We start from the raw sequence: 17,757 nt of genomic DNA, 5'->3' as shown, positions 1-17,757 counted from the left end.
CATCATGTTCGCTCCCTGTCACGCCACCTTTAACCATGTCTGGGCCGCTCTGCTGCTGGAGGAGCTCTATCGCCTCGGTGTCCGTGACGTGGCCCTGGCCCCCGGCTCGCGCAGCACTCCCCTGACCATGGCGGCGGCCACTCACCCCGGCCTTCGCACTCACCTCCACTTCGACGAGCGGGGCCTGGGTTTCTTCGCCCTCGGACTGGCCAAGGGGAGCGCGCGTCCGGTCGCCGTCATCACCACCTCGGGCACTGCCGTCGCCAACCTGTGGCCGGCGGTGGCCGAGGCGCAGCTGACCGGGGCCCCCCTGGTTATCCTGTCGGCAGACCGGCCGGTCGAGCTCATCGACAACGGAGCAAACCAGGCGATCGATCAGCAGGGGATCTTCGCCCGCTACCCCGTCTATCAGCTCAACCTGCCGAGCCCCTGCGCCACCATTACTCCCGCCTTCGTGCTGAGCGCGGTGGATCAGGCCATCGCCACCCAGCGGCGCACCCCGGGCGTGGTGCACCTCAACTGCATGTATCCCGAGCCTCTCTATCCGGACGGGGCTGAGCGGGACTATGGCAGCTACCTGGCCCCCCTCGGTGAATGGCTCAGTAGCGAGACCCCCTGGAGCCCCTGGCAGCAGAGCGCCTCCCGAACCGACACCCAACCGGACTGGGACCGGTTTGCCGGCAAGCGGGGAGTCGTCATCGCCGGGCGCATCGAAGACCCCGCCGAGGCCAGCGCCGTGGCCGCACTGGCGAAACGGCTCGGCTGGCCCCTCATCGCGGATCTCCAGAGCCAGCTGCGCTTCCACCCCCAGAGCCTGCTGCACACCGATCTCGCCCTGCACGATCCCCACTTTCGCGCGGAACTGGGGCGGGCCCAGGTGCTGCTCCAGTTTGGGGCTCGCCTCATCTCCAAGCGCCTCGGCCACTTCGTGCGCGATCACGCCTGGCAGGATTACTGGCTGATAGATCCCAAGCCGGCCCGCCTCGACCCCGACTATCGGGTGCGCCGCCGCCTGCACGGCACCCCATCGGACTTTGTCGCCAGCCATCCGCTGGCCGCCCCATGCCCGCGCTGGGACACGCTGGACGCGCCCCTGACGCGCGCCGCCACCCTGATCGAGGAGGCCTGTGCCCATTTCTCCGAACTCGGGGTGTGTCACCAAATCAACCGGCTCATCGAGGGACAGCTCTTCGTCGGCAACAGCATGCCAGCCCGACTGATGGACATGCTGGGCACCCCTGGACGGGGACCGCAGCGGGTGATGACCAATCGGGGGGCCTCCGGTATCGACGGCCTGATCGCCACCGCCTGCGGCTTCGCCGAGAGTGTTGACGGACCGACCACCCTGCTCATCGGCGATCTCAGCGCCCTGCACGATCTCAATAGCCTGGCCCTGCTCACCAAGCGCACCGCCCCCTTGGTGGTGATCCTGCTCAACAACGACGGTGGCAGCATCTTCAACATGCTGCCGGTCCCGACCGAGGCCGGACTGCGCGACACTTACTACCGCCTGCCCCACGGGCTCGACTTTGCCCACGCCGCCGCCATGTTTGGTCTCACCTATCGCGCCCCCGATTCCCTGGCAGGCTTCGAGCAGGAGTACCGGGCGGCGCTGCAAGCGGGCGTCACCATCATAGAGATCAAGGTGCCCAGCGATCAGGTGAGCGAGGATCTCAAGGCGCTGGGGAGCCGATTGCGTGGCTGAGGCGACCACGGTTCTGTTGCACGGCCTGCTGGGCCATGGCGGCGACTGGTCTGGCGTCACCGCCGCCCTGCCCGGCCCTGTGCTGACCCTCGACCTGCCGGGGCACGGCACGAACCGGGCGCTGCGAGTAGCCAGCTTTGCCGAGTTCGACGATTGGCTGCGCCAGCGCCTGCAAGAGGCCCGTATCGAACGCTACCGGCTGGTCGGCTACTCCCTCGGGGGGCGCCTCGCCCTCTATCATGCCAGCCGTGAGCCGGCGGGACTGGAAGCCCTCTGGCTCGAGAATTGTCACCCCGGGCTCCCCGAGGAGAAGCGGGCGGCACGCCGGGCCCACGACGAGCGCTGGGCGCAGCGCTTCGAGCGCGAGCCCCTGCCGACCGTGCTGGACGACTGGTACCGCCAGGGGGTGTTCGCCGATCTGGATGAAGCGGCTCGCTCGGCCCAGATAGCCCGGCGCCTCGATAACGACGGGCCGGCGGTCGCCGCCATGCTGCGCGCCACCTCCCTGGGCCTTCAGCCAGATCTGCGCCCTTGGCTGCTCGGTACCTCCCTGCCGGTGACCTATCTCTCGGGGCGGCGGGATCACAAATTCCATACCCTGGCTTGCCAGCTGGCAGGGCCGGGCTCCACAATCGACCATCGGACTCTGGAAGGCGGGCACAACCTGCACGCCACCCTGCCCGAATCTTACGCCCGCGAGCTGACTCGCTGGGCTTCACCACCAGAAGAGAAGAGCCATGATTGAAGGTCTGACCGAAGCGCAACTCTACGCCCCCGTCGAGTGGCAGGACTGCTCCAGCGGTTATGAGGACATCCTCTACCACAAGTCCAGCGAGGGGATCGCCAAGATCACCATCAACCGTCCCCAGGTACGCAACGCGTTTCGTCCGCAGACGGTGAAGGAGATGATTCAGGCTCTGAGCGACGCGCGCTACGATGACCACGTGGGCGCCATCATACTCACCGGCTTCGGCGACAAGGCTTTCTGCGCCGGCGGCGATCAGAAGATCCGCGGCGACTACGGTGGCTATCGCGACGACACCGGCGTGCACCACCTCAACGTGCTCGACTTCCAGCGCGACATCCGCACCTGCCCGAAACCCGTGGTGGCCATGGTGGCCGGCTACGCCGTCGGTGGTGGCCATGTGCTGCACATGATGTGCGATCTCACCATCGCCGCCGATAACGCCATGTTCGGCCAGACCGGTCCCAAGGTCGGCTCGTTCGACGGTGGCTGGGGTGCCTCCTACATGGCCCGCATCGTCGGCCAGAAGAAGGCCCGCGAGATCTGGTTCCTGTGCCGGCTCTATGACGCGGCGTCGGCCCTCGACATGGGCCTGGTCAACACTGTCGTCCCCCTGCCCGAGCTGGAGCGCGAGACGGTGCGCTGGTGCCGCGAGATGCTGCAACACAGCCCCATGGCCCTGCGTTGCCTGAAGGCGGCTCTCAACGCCGACTGCGACGGCCAGTCCGGCCTGCAGGAGCTGGCGGGCAACGCCACCATGATGTTCTACATGACCGAAGAGGGTCAGGAGGGACGCAACGCCTTCAACCAGAAGCGCCGCCCCGATTTCTCCAAATTCAAACGGAATCCGTGATGAAACTGGCCCTGTACCGCTATCAGCTCGCATTTACCCAACCCCTGACATTTCACGGCCGGGTCGAGACGGCACGTCAGGGTCTGCTGGTCAACATCAACGGCGGCTGGGGGGAGATTGCCCCCCTGCCCGGCTTCTCGCGCGAGACCCTGGAGGAGGCCGAGGCCCAGGCCCTGGTCTGCCTCAAGGGCATGGCCCGCGGCGAGACGGTGACCGCCACCCTCCCCTCGGTGCAGTTCGGTCTCGACTGTGCACGGCGCAGTTGGCCCGATATTGAACAGCCCCTGCCAGCGCCCTATCCGCTGATCCAGGGCTCGCCGCAGGAGCTGCTCAAACACTGGAAGGAGTGGCTGCACAATACGCCGGACAAGGCCAAGCTCAAGGTCGCCCGTTACCCCATGCGCGACGAGCTGGCCCTGATCCATCTGCTGCTCGATCGCCGCCCGGATCTCAAACTGATCCTCGATGCCAACCAGGGGTGGAGCCGGGAAGAGGCCTGGGCCTTCTGCCAGCATCTCGATCCCGCTCGCATCGAGTATCTGGAAGACCCTTGCAGCGACTTCGATGACATCCGTTTCGTCGCCGCCCACACCAATATGCCGGTCGCCCTCGACGAGCTGTTGGCTCAGGGCAAGCCGTGGGAACCCATCCCCCAGCTGCGCGCCCTGGTGCTCAAACCGACGCTGCTCGGCTCCCTCTGCCGCTGTGAGGCGCTGGTCAGCCGGGCCAACGAGCTGCGGCTCAGGGTGGTCGTCTCCTCCTGCTTCGAGTCCGGCCTGGGCCTCGCCCAACTGGCCCGCCTCGGCCAGCAGTGGGCACCGCAGCAGGCCCCCGGCCTCGATACCCGACGCTGGCTGGCCGAAGACCTGCTGGCCTCCGACGGCACGCCCGATCCGACCAGGTTGACCCCGGTCTGGCAGCATGGCTGAGTATTGTCCGGTGCGCCGCTGGGCTCAGGCACGCCCGGCGCAGCCGGCAATCCTGGGTCCAGCCCCCCTCGACTACCGACACCTCGATCGCCGCCTCAACGCCCTCTGCACGCAACTGAACGCGCAGGGCATGCACAGAGGCATGCGCCTCGCGGCCCCGGTGCGCGCCACCCTGGAAGGGGTGCTGCTGGCCTGGGCCTGCGTGCGTCTCGGCCTGATCTTCTGCCCTCTCAATCCCGCCTTCCCCCCCCTCCGCCAGCTGGCGTTGGCCGAGCGACTGCGCGTCGACGGCGTCTGGGGTGTCGACATGGCGGGCCCATGGCATACGCTTCGGCTCGACTTCGAAACCGAGCGGGAGGAGAGCGGCGACCAACCTCTCGATCCCGAGCAGCCGAACAACCTGATCCTCACCTCGGGATCCAGCGGCGAGCCCAAGGCGGTGCTGCACCGCCTCGCCAACCATCTCGCCTCGGCCCGCGGCTCGAGCCGGCTCATCCCCCTCGATCACGACTGCGGTTGGCTGCTCTCACTGCCCCTGTTCCACGTGGGCGGCTACGCCATCCTGTTCCGGGTCTTCCTGGCCGGCGCCACCCTGGTGCTGGACGATCGTGACAGCCCCCTGAAGACGCGCCTTGAGGGCCAACCCATCACCCACCTCTCCCTGGTGCCGACCCAGCTGTGGCGACTGCTGACCGAGGGGTTCGAACCGGGGCGCAGCCGGCTGCGCGAGTTGCTGCTGGGAGGGGCCGCCATCCCGGCACCGCTGGTGGCGCGCCTGCAAGCCCTCGGGCTCACCCCCAAGGTGAGCTACGGTCTCTCCGAGATGGGCAGCCAGGTCTGCACCGCCAGCCCCACCGGTCCCGGCCTGGTGGGGCGCCCGCTGCCGGGGCGCGAGGTGAAGGTGGAGGGCGGCGAGATCTGCGTGCGCGGCGAGACTCTGTTTCTCGGTTACGACACCCCCTATGGGCTCGAGCCGGCGCGCGATGACGAGGGGTGGTTCCACACCCGTGACCGGGGTTACCTGACCGACAACGGCGAGCTGGTGGTCGAGGGGCGACTAGACAACCTCTTCGTCTCGGGGGGGGAGAACATCCAGCCCGAGACCATAGAGCAGCGACTGGTAGACCATCCGGCGGTGGCACAGGCCCTGGTGGTGCCGGTACCGAGCGAGGAGTGGGGCGAGCGTCCCGCCTGCTTTATCGACTGGCGAGAGGCACCTCTCCCCCATGGGGAGCTGGAGGCCTGGCTGCGCGATCAGCTACCCGGCTTTATGGTACCGGACCACTGGCTTCCCTGGCCGGAGCAAGGGGGGGTACTCAAACCCTCACGCACCGGGCTAAGAGAGATAGCCAGGCGCTTGCTCCAGCACTGACACGACCTTTCCGTTTCCGCCCTGCTTCCCTCCCCGAATGGGGGGGAAGCCCCAACACTCCGCCTTCCGCGGTGATACCGACGATAAGCGCTCAGAAGCAACACTTCCGCCTTGCCCTTCCCCTTGCCGAATCAGAAGGTACTCAATAGAGTTCCGCTCTTCCCTTATGTCATTTCAACGAGGCGTACCATGCGTACTCTTATCGGTGGCGTCTGCCTGCTCGCAGCGCCCCTGGCCGGAGCCTATAGCCCGGCCGACTGGAACCAATATGGTTCCAGCGCCCCCGAAACCCGACAGTTCGGTCCAACCCAGGCCACCCAGCTGTTTCGACTCACCGCCGCTACCCCTGCCGCCCAATGGCAGGAGATGCACGTCTATCGCACCTATCGCTGGCAACCCGAGCGACTTAAGCCCCAGGCCGAGCGCAAGTGCGGTGATGAACAGACCCGTATCGAAGATGGCTGGCGGGTAAAGGTTCAGCAGTGCGAGCTGAACCTCAAGGCCGGCACGCTCATCCGCGTCGAGAGCCAGGACTTCGGCTATGGTCTCTCGTCATCAGGCTGGGGCGCACTCCCCAATACGCCCACCGGGTGGCGTCGCGATCGCCTCGCCCTGCCGCGAGCCTTAACTCTGGGACAGGAAGAGGTAGAGCTGGATCGCTGCCAGCTGGATGCCCAGGGTCGCTGCCCGGCCGACGAGTGGCACTACGATCCCAAGCAATGGGAGCAGCTGCAGGTGATGGAAGAGACGCCGAGTGAGCGCGATGGCCGCCTCGATCACGTCTTCTATCGCCTCGTGCCCAAGGAACAGAGTGCCGCCGCCAGCGCAGTGCGCGAACTGCACGTCTGGCGCCAGCATCAGTGGCAACCGGATCCGGCACAGGCCATTCAAGAGTGCGCCGAGCCGAGGACCCGCGAAGAGATGGGGAATACCATCACCTTCCGAACCTGCCGCCAACTGCTGCCCATCGGCAGCCGGGTCACCGTCACCCTGCACGACACCGGCTATATGATGCCGGCCGAGCAGAACGAGTGGCAGCCTCTGCCACAGACCGACAGCTGGCAGGAGGTCAAGACCCTGAATCAGCCGCTGGTGCTGGCCACCACGGAGGAGCAGCTCGACTGCCGCAAGGCCAACGGGCGCCCCTGCGCCGAACCCACAGAGCCGGACCTCGACCTCCTCGACGCCGAGGCCGCACGACTGGTTGCCGACGTGAGCGGCGCCGACAAGCCCGCTTGGGAAGCGGGTTATGGCCACGACGATGCCAAACTGATGGCCGCCGTGCAGGGGATGCAGGCCCTGCTGGACGCCAACCAGCCGACTCACCCCGCCATGGACAAGCTGCTCTACTATGTGCGCGCCCACAACTACTTCGGTGGCGTCACCAAGGAGAGCGACGAGAGCGCCAAGGCACTGGCTCGGGTGATGATCGCCCTGCTCAACCACCCCGCCCTGCTGGGGAGTGAGCCACAGGATCAGGCCGGCACAGTGCTGGAAGCCTGGAGTGTCGCCGCCCAGGGACAGCTCGAGCAAAGCGCCTTCCGTCAGGCCGCCACGCCCATGCTGGCGCAACTGGTCAAGGCCCTTGACTACGCCGTGCAGCATGCTGCCACCATCAACGGCCACAAGCCGTGGGCCGACGGCCTGTTTGAGCTGCTCAACCTGGTCGATTACGCCAGCTACCAGTCGCGCGATGCCGACTTCGGTCCTGTCCTCGTCGGGCAAGAGCGCGCGCTGCGCCGCGCCATGCTGGCGCTGGGTGAAAGCGAGTTGGCCCTGTGGAAGAGTCACAATGGTCAGGCCGATCTGTTTGTGTTCAATAACATACTCGACGCCTATACCCGCCTCTACCGCATGATGCAGGACCAGGACGCCAGCGGCAGTGAGGCCTATCGCGACGGTCTGGATCGGGATGTGATCGCCCTGCTGAACCGACACGGCCTGGTGCCCGGCGGCGCCCAGAGTGCCCGCCTGCTGGAAGAGGTCTCGCTCACCCTCTCGACCTACTACCTGCGTCACACCGATCGCAGCGCCGCGGCGTGCAGCGAAGGCCCCTTGGCCGGCTACTGCACTCCCATCCGGGTCGAGGAGATATTGCCGTTCAGCCACACCTGCTCGCCGACCCTCTCACTGCGCGCCCAGGATCTGGATCAGGCACAGGCCGAGCAGATCTGCCGCGAGCTGGGTGATGAGGAACAGCGTTTCCATCGGGTGATGGAGACAGGTTGGCAACCGGTTGCCGACGATAACAACCGCTCCCTCGAGCTGGTAATCTTCGACTCTTCCGATGATTGGAACCGTTACGGCGGTGCCCTGTTTGATGGGGTGTCGACGGACAATGGCGGCATCTATATCGAGGGGGAGCCGGCCCGTCAGGACAACCAGGCCCGCTTCTTCGCCTATGAGGCGCAGTGGAAGCGCCCCGCCTTCCAAGTGTGGAACCTGCGCCACGAGTACGTCCACTATCTGGATGGCCGCTTCAACCAGTACGGCAGTTTCGGTCATTACCCGCTCAACCGCTCCACCTGGTGGGCCGAGGGGCTGGCTGAGTACATAGCCCATGGCCAGTGCTTCGCACGCGGCCTCAACGCCGTCGCCCAGAGTCAGGCCGGACAGCGCCCGTCGCTGCAATCCATCCTGCACCTCGACTACGAGAGTGGCAGCGAGATGGTCTACTCCTGGTCCTATACGGTGCACCGCTTCCTCAATGAGACCGGACGCCGCGACAGCTGGCTGGCAATGGCCCAGGCTCTGCGTCAGGCCGATCGGAGCAAGGCGATGGCCGACTACGAGCGGGTGATGAACCAGCTGATTGCCAACGACAGCCAGGCCTACCGCGACTGGGTCGATGGGCAGCTCATCCCCTGGTGGGAGGCGAATCGCAATAGCCCTGAGTGCCAGTCAAACGACTCGGCTCACTAAGCGAGAGGCGGCCACGGGCCGCCTCTTCTTTTCCCGTCGCTGACGCTGGCGGACAGTTGTAATAGAATGCCCACCTGTCGTTTCGTAACCGATCGGTCGCACATGAAGAAGTTTGCCCTGATCCTGCTCGCCACTCTCTGCCTGCTGCTGGCTCTCAGCCTGCTGCTGCTGACCTATGGCGAGTGGCGGGTATCCAAGACAGGGCACCTCACCTATGACAGGGTGGACGATGTCCCCTACAACCGGGTGGCCGTCGTATTGGGGACCTCCAAGTATCTGGTGGGCGGAGGACGTAACCCCTACTTCAGCAACCGCATCAGGGCCGCCGCCCAGCTCTATAACAACGGTAAGGTGGACTACCTGATCGTCTCCGGTGACAACGCCACCGTGCAATACAACGAGCCGCGTCTGATGCGTCGCGCCCTGATCCGGGCCGGCATTCCCGCCTCGGCCATCTACATGGACTTCGCCGGTTTTCGCACCCTCGACTCCGTGGTCCGCGCCAAAGAGGTCTTTGGCCAGAGCAGCTACACCATAGTTTCCCAGAAATTCCACAACGAGCGGGCCATCTTCATCGCCCGCCGCTTCGGCATCGACGCCATCGGCTTCAACGCCTCGGATGTGGCCCCCAACGAGGGGATCAAGACCCGGGTGCGGGAGATCTTCGCCCGCTTCATGAGCCTGCTCGACCTCTATGTGCTGGACAAGGAGCCCAAATTCCTCGGCGAGCCCATCGCGATCGGCGCCGCCCCCCCCTGCCAGCCCCTTAGCACAGTCGGCACCCTGCAGCCCTGCCTTCAGCACAAATCTTGACCGTTTGGGGGGCCTAGGCCCGGGCAGCACCAAACGGTGATCCAGAACACAGCCTCTTTCCGATCGGAGCCTTCATACTGGTCTGACCCCATGACGGGGTCAAATGAACGCAAGGAGGTGTCCATGATCCGTCAACTGGTAGTACTGCTATTCTTGCTGGCCGGCCCGGCACTGGCCGACAGCCACACCCGCTATCCCATCATCTTGGTCCACGGCCTGTTTGGCTTCGACAAGCTAATGGGGGTCGACTACTTCTATGGCATTCCCCAGGCGCTGACCCGGGACGGTGCCACTGTCTACGTGGCTCAGGTCTCGGCCACCAACAGCTCCGAGGCACGCGGGGAACAACTGCTGACCCAGGTACAGCAAGTGCTGGCCATCACGGGGGCCGAAAAGGTCAACCTGATTGGTCACTCCCACGGCGGCCCGACCGTTCGCTACGTCGCCTCGGTCGCCCCCGAGCTGGTTGCCTCCGCCACCAGCGTGGGCGGGGTGAACCAGGGCTCCGCCATCGCCGATCTGGTGCGGGTCAATGCCCCTCCCGGTTCCGCCGCCGAGACACTGGCATCGAGCGCGGCCCAGGCCCTCTCCGGTGTCATCTCACTGCTCTCCGGTGGCGGCAAGCTGCCCCAGGATCCCATCAAGGCGCTCGACGCCCTCACCAGCGCCGGCGCCACCGAGTTCAATCGCCACTACCCCGAGGGGCTGCCCACCACGCCCTGTGGTGAGGGGCCGATGCGGGCGGACAACGGCGTCCACTACTTCTCCTGGAGTGGCCGGGGCAACCTCACCAACATCCTCGATCCGGTCGATCCGGCTCTGGTCCTGACCGGTCTCTTCTTCGATGAGCCCAACGACGGTCTGGTGGGGGTCTGCAGCAGTCATCTGGGTAAGGTGATCGGGACCGGCTACAAGATGAACCACCTGGACGAGGTGAATCACTCGTTTGGCATTCGCCACCTGTTCGAAACCGATCCCGTGTCTCTCTATGTGCAACATGCTCGCCGTCTCAAGGATCTGGGGCTGTGAGACGTCTGCTCTGGCTCACGCCGCTTGGCCTCGCGGCGCTGGTCTGGTGGTTCTGGCCGGCGCCCAGGGCGCTTCCCCCGGCACCGGCCGTCGTATCGGTGGCCAGCCGTGATGCCCCGGTGAACGAACGCTACCGGGTCTTTCGCGAGGAGGAGGCACGCCTGACCATACCCACAGGCACCGACATGGCCAGCCTGGAGCCGTTGTTCGAGCAGCGGGAGCAACTGCGCCGGCAGCGCTTCTCTCCCGCCGAGCAGGAGCGGCTGTTCGCCGACGAGCGCCGCCAGGAGCAGTGGACCCTGAGGCGCAAGGCGTTGCAGGAAGCCCCGGCCGATGAGCAACCCCAGTTGCAGCAGGCCCTGGAGATCTGGCTGGCCGAACAACCGGAATGGTTCCGACGCTCGGTGGAGAATGGGCGCCTGCTGGAGCAGCTGCGCCAGCATCAGGGTGACAGGCAATGGCAGTTGGAACAGCTTGGTCCCGAGGCGGCAGACCGGCTCGATGAGCTGAAACAGAGCCAGTTGGCCTTCGAGAGCCAGTTGCAGGGCTACCTGAAGGAACGAGCCACTCTGGATGAGGAGCAGCGGCTTGCCCAGGGGCAGAGCCTGCTCGAACGCTGGTTTCCCGAGAGTCAGTGGCGGCGGGTCGAAGCCTTGACCCGGATCAGGCAGGAATGAGAGCGGGGCCCCAGGGCCCCGCTGCTTATGACGGCTTGGATACGTGCCAGGTGAGACTAACCACCCGGTAGCCCTGCACCTTGCACTCCATATCGAGATCCTGCCAGCCCCCCGGAGTCAGTATGCGGACCGGCCCCTTCACGGCCGTGTCGGTGGCGCTGACGTGCCCCGCCACCACCTTATCGGCCGCCGTCAGTGACTGAAGACGCTCACTGCAGAGCCATTGGCTGCGTTCGATAGCGCGGGGCTCGATGGCGGGATCCTTGGCCTCTGTGCGTCGCTCCGCCGCGCTAGGCTCAAACAAGCGCTGGAGCTGGGCGGCTCGCCGCTTCATCCATTGCTCGCGTTGCTGCATGCTCACCTTGCTGATGTAGGCCTGCGGCTTGCCGGTCTCGTCGAGCCAGGCGACCAGCTTCCCCTTTTCGAAGCCGAAGCGGGACTCCGGCTCGCGCACGCCGAATAGCTCGCCCCCCTTGAAGAAGTAACGACTCTCACCCTGATCCTGCCCTTTCTCGTCGAGGCGCGGCACCGCGATGATGACCGGCATGTCGCCATCCAGCCAGCCAGTCACCGTCACCCCGTCGAGGGTGAACTGACGCGTATCGAGGGCAGTGCTGGCCCCCTTCTCCATCAGATCAAATTGCTGATCCAGGGTCATCAGGGGTAACGCCATCACGGGCAGTGTGGTCATCAGGGGTAACAGGGCAGACAGCTTCACTCACTCTCCTCCAGAAGCCAGCGTCCCAGCCCATCCCTCTGCTCATGGGTGAGGGGGAGAGCCTTGCGGGACTGATAATCGAAATGGATCAGGGTGGTTTCGGCGGTCACCGCCAACTCACCCCCTTGCCAGGCTTCCTGCCAGACGGTGAAGGAGCTGCTGCCGATCCGCTTGACCCCGGTCTTCAGGGTCACCCCCTCACCGTAGAAGAGCTCCCGCTTGAACTGCACCGTGTAACCCGCCAGGATCAGGCGCCAATCGCGCACATCCAGATCCGGGGTGAAAACACGGAACAGGGGATCCCGCGCCGACTCAAACCAGACCGCCGGCACAGTGTTGTTAATATGGCCGAGGGCATCGGTCTCCTGAAAGCGGGGGTGGATCTGCATCTCCAGCATGATTGCATCCTTGTTATCAAACCGGGCTCAGGCTACAGCGCCGCCAGGGCCGACTCAAGCCACCGGAAAAGAAAAAGGCCCGAACCAGTCGGGCCAAGGAGCGTGCGGGGCCAGAGGCCCATTCACCAATGCTTAGAAGCGATAACCGACACCGACCATAAAGGCCATGGGGTCGATATGGGTCTTGAAGGTACCCACATGCTGGCCACCCACGTCGACGTTGACGTCGGTGTCGATGTCCATGATCCAGGCGGAGCCGTTGACGAACCAGCGGTCATTGATGGCCATGTCGATACCGACCTGACCGGCCAGGCCCCAAGAGTCGTCCAGGCTGACATTGGCACCGTCGAGAGCGCCGACGCCTTTCTCGCTGAAGAAGGTGGTGTAGTTAACGCCTACGCCCACATAGGGACGCACCTTGCTCTGGGCGTTGCCGAAGTAGTACTGGGCCATCAGGGTCGGCGGCAGGTGCTTCACCTTGGCGATCTCACCCAGGTCGCGCGTGCTCACCCTGTGGGCGAAGGGGGTGGCCGCCAGCAACTCGACGCCCCAGTTGTCGGTGATCATATAACCCAGGGTCAGGCCCAATTGTTGATTACTGTTGATCTCGAACTCACCGGTCTTCAGAACGTCATCGCTGCTCTCTTGGGGAGAAACGATGGCCAGACCACCGCGGGCAAGGATGTCACCGGCCTGATGGGCCATGGCGAAGGGGGAGGCGAGGGCGCCGGCAATCAGCAGAGGAAGCACTTTGTTCATCGTTGTAATCCCTTTTTGTTTTCAATTGGTGCTGTAAGCGGAGCCCACTTTAAGGGATAGTAAACGGCGAGTTATTGACCTGGCTCAATTGTTGCCGAGTTTTGAGCCATATGTACCATGCATCTTTACGCGCGCTTCCTGCTGCCATCCCCCCTGTTTGCACCCCGCATAAGGCGCATCCATCACACCTCTTTACGAGGAGGCTCAATCAGGGAGAGGGCCCCCTGCCGCAACAGGTCATCAGGGTTCAGTGAAGGAAGCACCCCACCATGACGAGCGACCAGACCGGTCCAGGTGTTACGTCCGCGCGCCTTGGCGTTATAGAGCGCCATATCGGCCAACTTGAGACTGAGACGCCAACCGGCCTCGTGGCGCTCCTCCCCCAGCGGATAAAGGGCGAAGCCAATAGAGGCCGTCATGGCGAACGAGGCCTGATCCTCCCCGAAGGGAAGCTGGGCCACCACGCACCTCAGCCGTTCGGCCAGTGCGCTGGCCTGGGCTGCTTCGGTGCATTCGGACACCACCAAAAACTCCTCGCCACCAACCCGCACCAGCAGCTCATCGTGACGCAGATTGCGGCGCAACCGCTCCGCAAACTGGATCAGCACGCGATCCCCCATGTCGTGGCCATGGGTGTCGTTGACTCGTTTGAAGTGGTCGAGATCGATGGCCAGCACGGCCAGGTGCAGTGCCGAGGGCTCCAGCATCTCGAGCCAGGCATCCAGATAGCGGCGATTGAAGCAGCCGGTCAGGGGATCCCGGTTGGCCACCTCCTCCATACGCTGGCTATGGGCTTGGGCCGCCTTGTGTTGCAGGCTGAGGCGCGCCGCCATCTCACGGAAGCGACGGGTCAGGATCCGCATCTCGCGACTCGACTCGATCACCGGCAGGGCTGCCGAATCGCCATCCCGCTCGTAGCGCTGCACTCCCTTGATCAATATGCCCAATGGCTGCAGCACCATCACCTGCAGACGATAGAAGGCAAACAGACCGCACACCAGACAGATAAGCAGGGTCCCCGCCAGGGTGTACAGCAGAACCCGCCCTCCCCCCAACATCAGCTCGCGCTGGGACTCAAGGCGCAGCAGCAGGCCGGGTTGACCCACGCTGTCGAGCATCATGATCTCCCCCCACTGGGTATGCAGACCGCTGTACCCCATACGGTAGAGGTAACCCTGCTGCAGTGGCTGATACTGGGTCAGATCCGACACCCCGTGTAACCCCCGCATCGTGATGGGCATGGCCACCCGATGGGAGAGCTCGCTCAGGTAGCTTGCATCGATCCAGCGTGCAGCCAGTAGATAGCCCCTGGCCGCATGCCTGCGCTGGGAGTCGGTGATGGGGTGAAATGCGAAGAGCAGCGGACCCCACTGGGAGTCCTGCATCCCCTGAATGCCGTGCTCTCCGACACGCTTCAGCAACACTTGCTCCAGCCGCTCCATGAAGAGGGGGTAGCTGATGAAATGACTCTGCTGGATATCGGGCAGGCGGGAGCGGCTCCATATCTCGTTGCCCCGCAGATCCATGAAGCTGAGCAGATGGAGATCGAAATCGTCCATGGGGGTTGAAGAGACCAGATTGCCATCGATGAAGGCGCGGGTCCCCTTGCCGGCGATAAAGTCATAGGCATCATCCCACTCCCCCCAGTCACGGGCGAAGGCACGCATCCGCTTGAGATCGGCCTGCACCAGGCTGATGGCTCGAACCAGGTGCTCGCGCATCTGCCGCTGCTCCACATGGCGAATCTCGGGAACCAGCGTCAATAGCAGCATGGCAACCAGCAACCCCATGGCAACCAGCCAGACCAAGGCCATGGAGAAGGCAACCTGATAGTTGATGGTGCGATCCGAACGATGCATGAAGATAGTTCCTGATGACTCGTCTCAAGTATGGTGAATCACGAAGCGCAAGAGGGCAGATTGTGTCATGGCAGGGGGAAAAAGCGAGGGGGCCTAAGCCCCCTTCTTGATGCAGATCGCCTACCGGCGCAGTATGGAACCTAAGAAGCGCGCCGTATGGGACTCCTGATTCTCACAGATCGCCTCCGGCGTCCCCGTTACCAGGATGCGGCCACCACCGGCGCCCCCCTCGGGCCCCAGATCGACGATCCAGTCGGCGGTTTTGATGACGTCCAGGTTGTGCTCGATGATGACGATGGTGTTGCCGCGATCCCGCAGCTGGTGCAGTACCTTGAGCAGCTGCTGGATGTCGTGGAAGTGCAGTCCTGTGGTCGGCTCGTCCAGGATGTAGAGGGTCTGCCCGGTATCCCGCTTGGAGAGCTCGCGCGCCAGCTTGACCCGCTGCGCCTCGCCCCCCGACAGGGTGGTGGCCGACTGGCCGAGGCGGATGTAGGAGAGGCCCACGTCCATCAGGGTCTGCAGCTTGCGCGCCACCGCCGGCACCGGATCGAAGAAGGCGCGGGCATCTTCCACCGTCATCTCGAGGATCTCGTGGATGTTCTTGCCCTTGTACTTCACCTCCAGGGTCTCGCGGTTGTAGCGCTTGCCCTTGCAGACGTCGCACGGCACGTAGACGTCCGGCAGGAAGTGCATCTCCACCTTGATGACCCCATCCCCCTGGCACGCCTCGCAGCGCCCCCCCTTCACGTTGAAGGAGAAGCGGCCCGGCTGATAGCCGCGCGAGCGCGCCTCCTGGGTGCCGGAGAGCAGCTCTCGGATCGGGGTGAACAGGCCGGTGTAAGTGGCCGGGTTGGAGCGCGGGGTGCGGCCGATGGGGCTCTGGTCGATGTCCACCACCTTGTCCAGGTGCTCCAGCCCCTCAATGCTGCGATAGGGGGCCGGGGTGGACTCGGTCGCCTTGTTCAGCTCGCGGTGAGCGATGCGAAACAGGGTGTCGTTGATGAGGGTCGACTTGCCGGAGCCGGAGACGCCGGTGACACAGGTCATCACCCCGATCGGCAGATCCAGGTTGACGTTACGCAGGTTGTTGCCGCTCGCCCCCTTCAATTTCAGCCACTTGCCGGTGAGCGGGGTGCGCTCGGCCGGGATGGCGATCTGCTTGCGACCGGAGAGGTAGTCACCGGTCAGCGACTCGGGGTTGGCGATGATCTCTTCCGGCGTCCCTTGGGCGACGATGGCGCCGCCGTGCACCCCGGCCCCCGGGCCTATGTCGAGCACATGGTCGGCGAGGCGAATGGCATCCTCGTCGTGCTCCACCACGATGACGGTGTTGCCGAGATCGCGCAGGTGAGTCAGGGTCCCCAGCAGCCGCTCGTTGTCGCGCTGGTGCAGGCCGATGGAAGGTTCATCCAGCACATACATGACCCCCACCAGACCGGCACCGATCTGGCTGGCCAGCCGGATCCGCTGCGCCTCGCCGCCGGAGAGGGTCTCGGCACTGCGCGACAGGCTCAGATAGTTGAGGCCGACGTTCACCAGGAAGCCGAGGCGCTCGACGATCTCTTTCAAGATCTTCTCGGCGATCTGGGCGCGCTGGCCGGTCAGGGTCAGGCCGGCGAAGAAGGTGAGGGCGTCGCCGATGGAATCCTCGGCGATGGCCGGCAGGTTGCGGTTCTCGATGAAGACGTGGCGCGCCTCTTCCCGCAGCCGGCTGCCGCCGCAGCTGGCGCAGGGCTTGTTGGCGATGTATTTGGAGAGCTCTTCGCGCACCGAGTTGGATTCGGTCTCCCGGTAGCGGCGCTCCATGTTGTGCAGGATCCCCTCGAACGGGTGCTTGCGCACCACCACATCGCCGCGGTCGTTCATGTAGCGAAACTCCACGTCGCCGCGGCCGGAGCCGCGCAGGATCACCTCCTGCACCTTGAACGGCAGTTCTTCCCAGGGCGCCTCCAGGTCGAAGTCGTAATGCTCGGCCAGGGATTTGAGCATCTGGAAGTAGTAGAAGCTGCGCTTGTCCCAACCGCGGATGGCGCCACCGGCCAGGCTCTGGCCCGGATCGTGGATCACCTTGTCCGGATCGAAGTACTGCTGCACCCCGAGACCGTCACAGGTGGGGCAGGCACCGGCCGGATTGTTGAAGGAGAAGATGCGCGGCTCCAGCTCCGAGACCGAGTGGCCACACTCGGGGCAGGCGAAGTTGGCCGAGAAGGTCAGGGTCTCCCCCTCATCTCCGTCCATGGGCGCCACCAGGACGATGCCGCCGGAGAGAGTCAGCGCCGTCTCGAACGACTCGGCGAGGCGCTGCTGCAAATCATCACGCACCTTGAAACGGTCCACCACCACCTCGATGGTGTGCTTCTTCTGCAGCTCCAGGGTCGGGGGATCCGAAAGATCGCACACCTCCCCGTCGATGCGGGCACGGATATAACCCTGGGCCGCCAGGTTCTCCAGCAGCTTGACGTGCTCCCCCTTGCGGTTGCGCACAACGGGGGCCAGCAGCATCAGCCTGGTGCCTTCCGGCTGGGCCAGCACCTGGTCCACCATTTGGCTGATGGTCTGGGCGGTGAGCGGGATGCCGTGGGTCGGGCAGCGCGGCTCGCCGACCCGGGCAAACAGCAGGCGCAGGTAGTCGTAAATCTCGGTGATGGTGCCAACGGTCGAGCGCGGGTTGTGGGAGGTGGACTTCTGCTCGATGGAGATGGCCGGTGACAGCCCCTCGATGTGGTCCACGTCCGGCTTCTCCATCAGGGAAAGAAACTGGCGGGCATAGGCGGAGAGCGACTCCACGTAGCGGCGCTGCCCCTCGGCATAGAGGGTATCGAACGCCAGGGAGGATTTGCCCGAGCCGGAGAGGCCGGTGACCACGATCAGCTTGTCGCGGGGCAGGGTCAGGTTGATGTTTTTGAGGTTGTGGGTGCGGGCACCCCGGACCACGATCTTTTCCATCTTGCACACGCTCGGTTTCGACACATCAGACG

13 protein-coding genes and 1 pseudogene are annotated in these 17,757 nt (G+C 64.8%); 9 read left to right on the top strand and 5 right to left on the bottom strand.

Features of this window, described 5'->3' with window-relative positions:
* The first annotated feature begins 4 nt into the window (after positions 1-4).
* The 9 genes and pseudogenes from menD (at position 5) to BN1121_RS00955 (ending at position 11,045) form a co-directional block, all read left to right on the top strand.
* Positions 5-1,705, top strand: coding sequence for a 2-succinyl-5-enolpyruvyl-6-hydroxy-3-cyclohexene-1-carboxylic-acid synthase (gene menD, locus BN1121_RS00995; RefSeq protein ID WP_005350820.1), 1,701 nt, complete (start codon positions 5-7; stop codon positions 1,703-1,705).
* Positions 1,698-2,450, top strand: coding sequence for a 2-succinyl-6-hydroxy-2,4-cyclohexadiene-1-carboxylate synthase (menH, locus tag BN1121_RS00990; protein WP_005350819.1), 753 nt, complete (start codon positions 1,698-1,700; stop codon positions 2,448-2,450). Before menD ends, menH begins: the two co-directional genes overlap by 8 nt.
* A complete protein-coding gene (gene menB / locus BN1121_RS00985; RefSeq protein WP_005350818.1) occupies positions 2,443-3,303 on the top strand; it encodes a 1,4-dihydroxy-2-naphthoyl-CoA synthase in 861 nt (286 codons plus the stop codon). Before menH ends, menB begins: the two co-directional genes overlap by 8 nt.
* Complete coding sequence (menC, locus tag BN1121_RS00980; protein WP_005350817.1) at positions 3,303-4,232, top strand: o-succinylbenzoate synthase; 930 nt, start codon at positions 3,303-3,305, stop codon at positions 4,230-4,232. The genes menB and menC overlap by 1 nt, the downstream gene beginning before the upstream one ends.
* Entirely contained in the window at positions 4,225-5,604 is a 1,380-nt protein-coding gene (menE, locus tag BN1121_RS00975) for an o-succinylbenzoate--CoA ligase (protein WP_005350815.1), read from the top strand. Before menC ends, menE begins: the two co-directional genes overlap by 8 nt.
* Positions 5,605-5,775: 171 nt before the next feature.
* Positions 5,776-8,526, top strand: coding sequence for a collagenase (locus tag BN1121_RS00970; RefSeq protein WP_407921478.1), 2,751 nt, complete (start codon positions 5,776-5,778; stop codon positions 8,524-8,526).
* Between the two features lie 102 nt (positions 8,527-8,628).
* Positions 8,629-9,327 (top strand): annotated as a pseudogene (locus tag BN1121_RS00965) (SanA/YdcF family protein); the annotation flags it as partial.
* Between the two features lie 135 nt (positions 9,328-9,462).
* The gene (locus BN1121_RS00960) at positions 9,463-10,368 is read left to right on the top strand and encodes a lipase family alpha/beta hydrolase (RefSeq protein ID WP_005350808.1); all 906 of its coding nucleotides are present in this window, start codon (positions 9,463-9,465) and stop codon (positions 10,366-10,368) included.
* Positions 10,365-11,045, top strand: coding sequence for a lipase secretion chaperone (locus tag BN1121_RS00955; protein ID WP_005350806.1), 681 nt, complete (start codon positions 10,365-10,367; stop codon positions 11,043-11,045). Before BN1121_RS00960 ends, BN1121_RS00955 begins: the two co-directional genes overlap by 4 nt.
* A 25-nt stretch (positions 11,046-11,070) precedes the next feature.
* Here the strand turns inward: BN1121_RS00955 and BN1121_RS00950 are convergent, their stop codons facing one another.
* The 5 genes from BN1121_RS00950 to uvrA all read right to left on the bottom strand — a co-directional run bounded on the left by BN1121_RS00950 (position 11,071) and on the right by uvrA (position 17,725).
* The gene (locus BN1121_RS00950) at positions 11,071-11,763 is read right to left on the bottom strand and encodes a hypothetical protein (RefSeq protein ID WP_005350804.1); all 693 of its coding nucleotides are present in this window, start codon (positions 11,761-11,763) and stop codon (positions 11,071-11,073) included.
* Entirely contained in the window at positions 11,760-12,161 is a 402-nt protein-coding gene (locus BN1121_RS00945; protein ID WP_005350802.1) for an acyl-CoA thioesterase, read from the bottom strand. Before BN1121_RS00945 ends, BN1121_RS00950 begins: the two co-directional genes overlap by 4 nt.
* A 132-nt stretch (positions 12,162-12,293) precedes the next feature.
* Positions 12,294-12,920 (bottom strand): outer membrane protein OmpW, encoded by a 627-nt coding sequence (gene ompW, locus BN1121_RS00940; RefSeq protein ID WP_005350800.1) that lies wholly within the window; start codon positions 12,918-12,920, stop codon positions 12,294-12,296.
* Between the two features lie 182 nt (positions 12,921-13,102).
* On the bottom strand, positions 13,103-14,779 hold the full coding sequence (locus BN1121_RS00935; RefSeq protein ID WP_005350794.1) for a GGDEF domain-containing protein: 1,677 nt from the start codon (positions 14,777-14,779) through the stop codon (positions 13,103-13,105).
* Positions 14,780-14,899: 120 nt separating this feature from the next.
* The gene (uvrA, locus tag BN1121_RS00930) at positions 14,900-17,725 is read right to left on the bottom strand and encodes an excinuclease ABC subunit UvrA (RefSeq protein ID WP_005350793.1); all 2,826 of its coding nucleotides are present in this window, start codon (positions 17,723-17,725) and stop codon (positions 14,900-14,902) included.
* Positions 17,726-17,757 lie beyond the last annotated feature (32 nt).

Origin of the sequence: Aeromonas diversa CDC 2478-85 (assembly GCF_000819805.1) — a bacterium.
Classification (GTDB): domain Bacteria; phylum Pseudomonadota; class Gammaproteobacteria; order Enterobacterales; family Aeromonadaceae; genus Aeromonas; species Aeromonas diversa.
The sequence above is the reverse complement of the archived record's forward strand: the minus strand, read 5'-3'. Positions and strand labels throughout refer to the sequence as shown.

Excerpts from the sequence above, each read along its gene's own strand:
- menD (WP_005350820.1), top strand. The coding sequence starts at position 5 with ATGTTCGCTCCCTGTCACGCCACCTTTAACCATGTCTGGGCCGCTCTG.
- menB (WP_005350818.1), top strand. The coding sequence starts at position 2,443 with ATGATTGAAGGTCTGACCGAAGCGCAACTCTACGCCCCCGTCGAGTGG.
- menC (WP_005350817.1), top strand. The coding sequence starts at position 3,303 with ATGAAACTGGCCCTGTACCGCTATCAGCTCGCATTTACCCAACCCCTG.
- menE (WP_005350815.1), top strand. The coding sequence starts at position 4,225 with ATGGCTGAGTATTGTCCGGTGCGCCGCTGGGCTCAGGCACGCCCGGCG.
- BN1121_RS00960 (WP_005350808.1), top strand. The coding sequence starts at position 9,463 with ATGATCCGTCAACTGGTAGTACTGCTATTCTTGCTGGCCGGCCCGGCA.
- BN1121_RS00945 (WP_005350802.1), bottom strand. The coding sequence starts at position 12,161 with ATGCTGGAGATGCAGATCCACCCCCGCTTTCAGGAGACCGATGCCCTC.
- ompW (WP_005350800.1), bottom strand. The coding sequence starts at position 12,920 with ATGAACAAAGTGCTTCCTCTGCTGATTGCCGGCGCCCTCGCCTCCCCC.
- BN1121_RS00935 (WP_005350794.1), bottom strand. The coding sequence starts at position 14,779 with ATGCATCGTTCGGATCGCACCATCAACTATCAGGTTGCCTTCTCCATG.
- uvrA (WP_005350793.1), bottom strand. The coding sequence starts at position 17,725 with ATGGAAAAGATCGTGGTCCGGGGTGCCCGCACCCACAACCTCAAAAAC.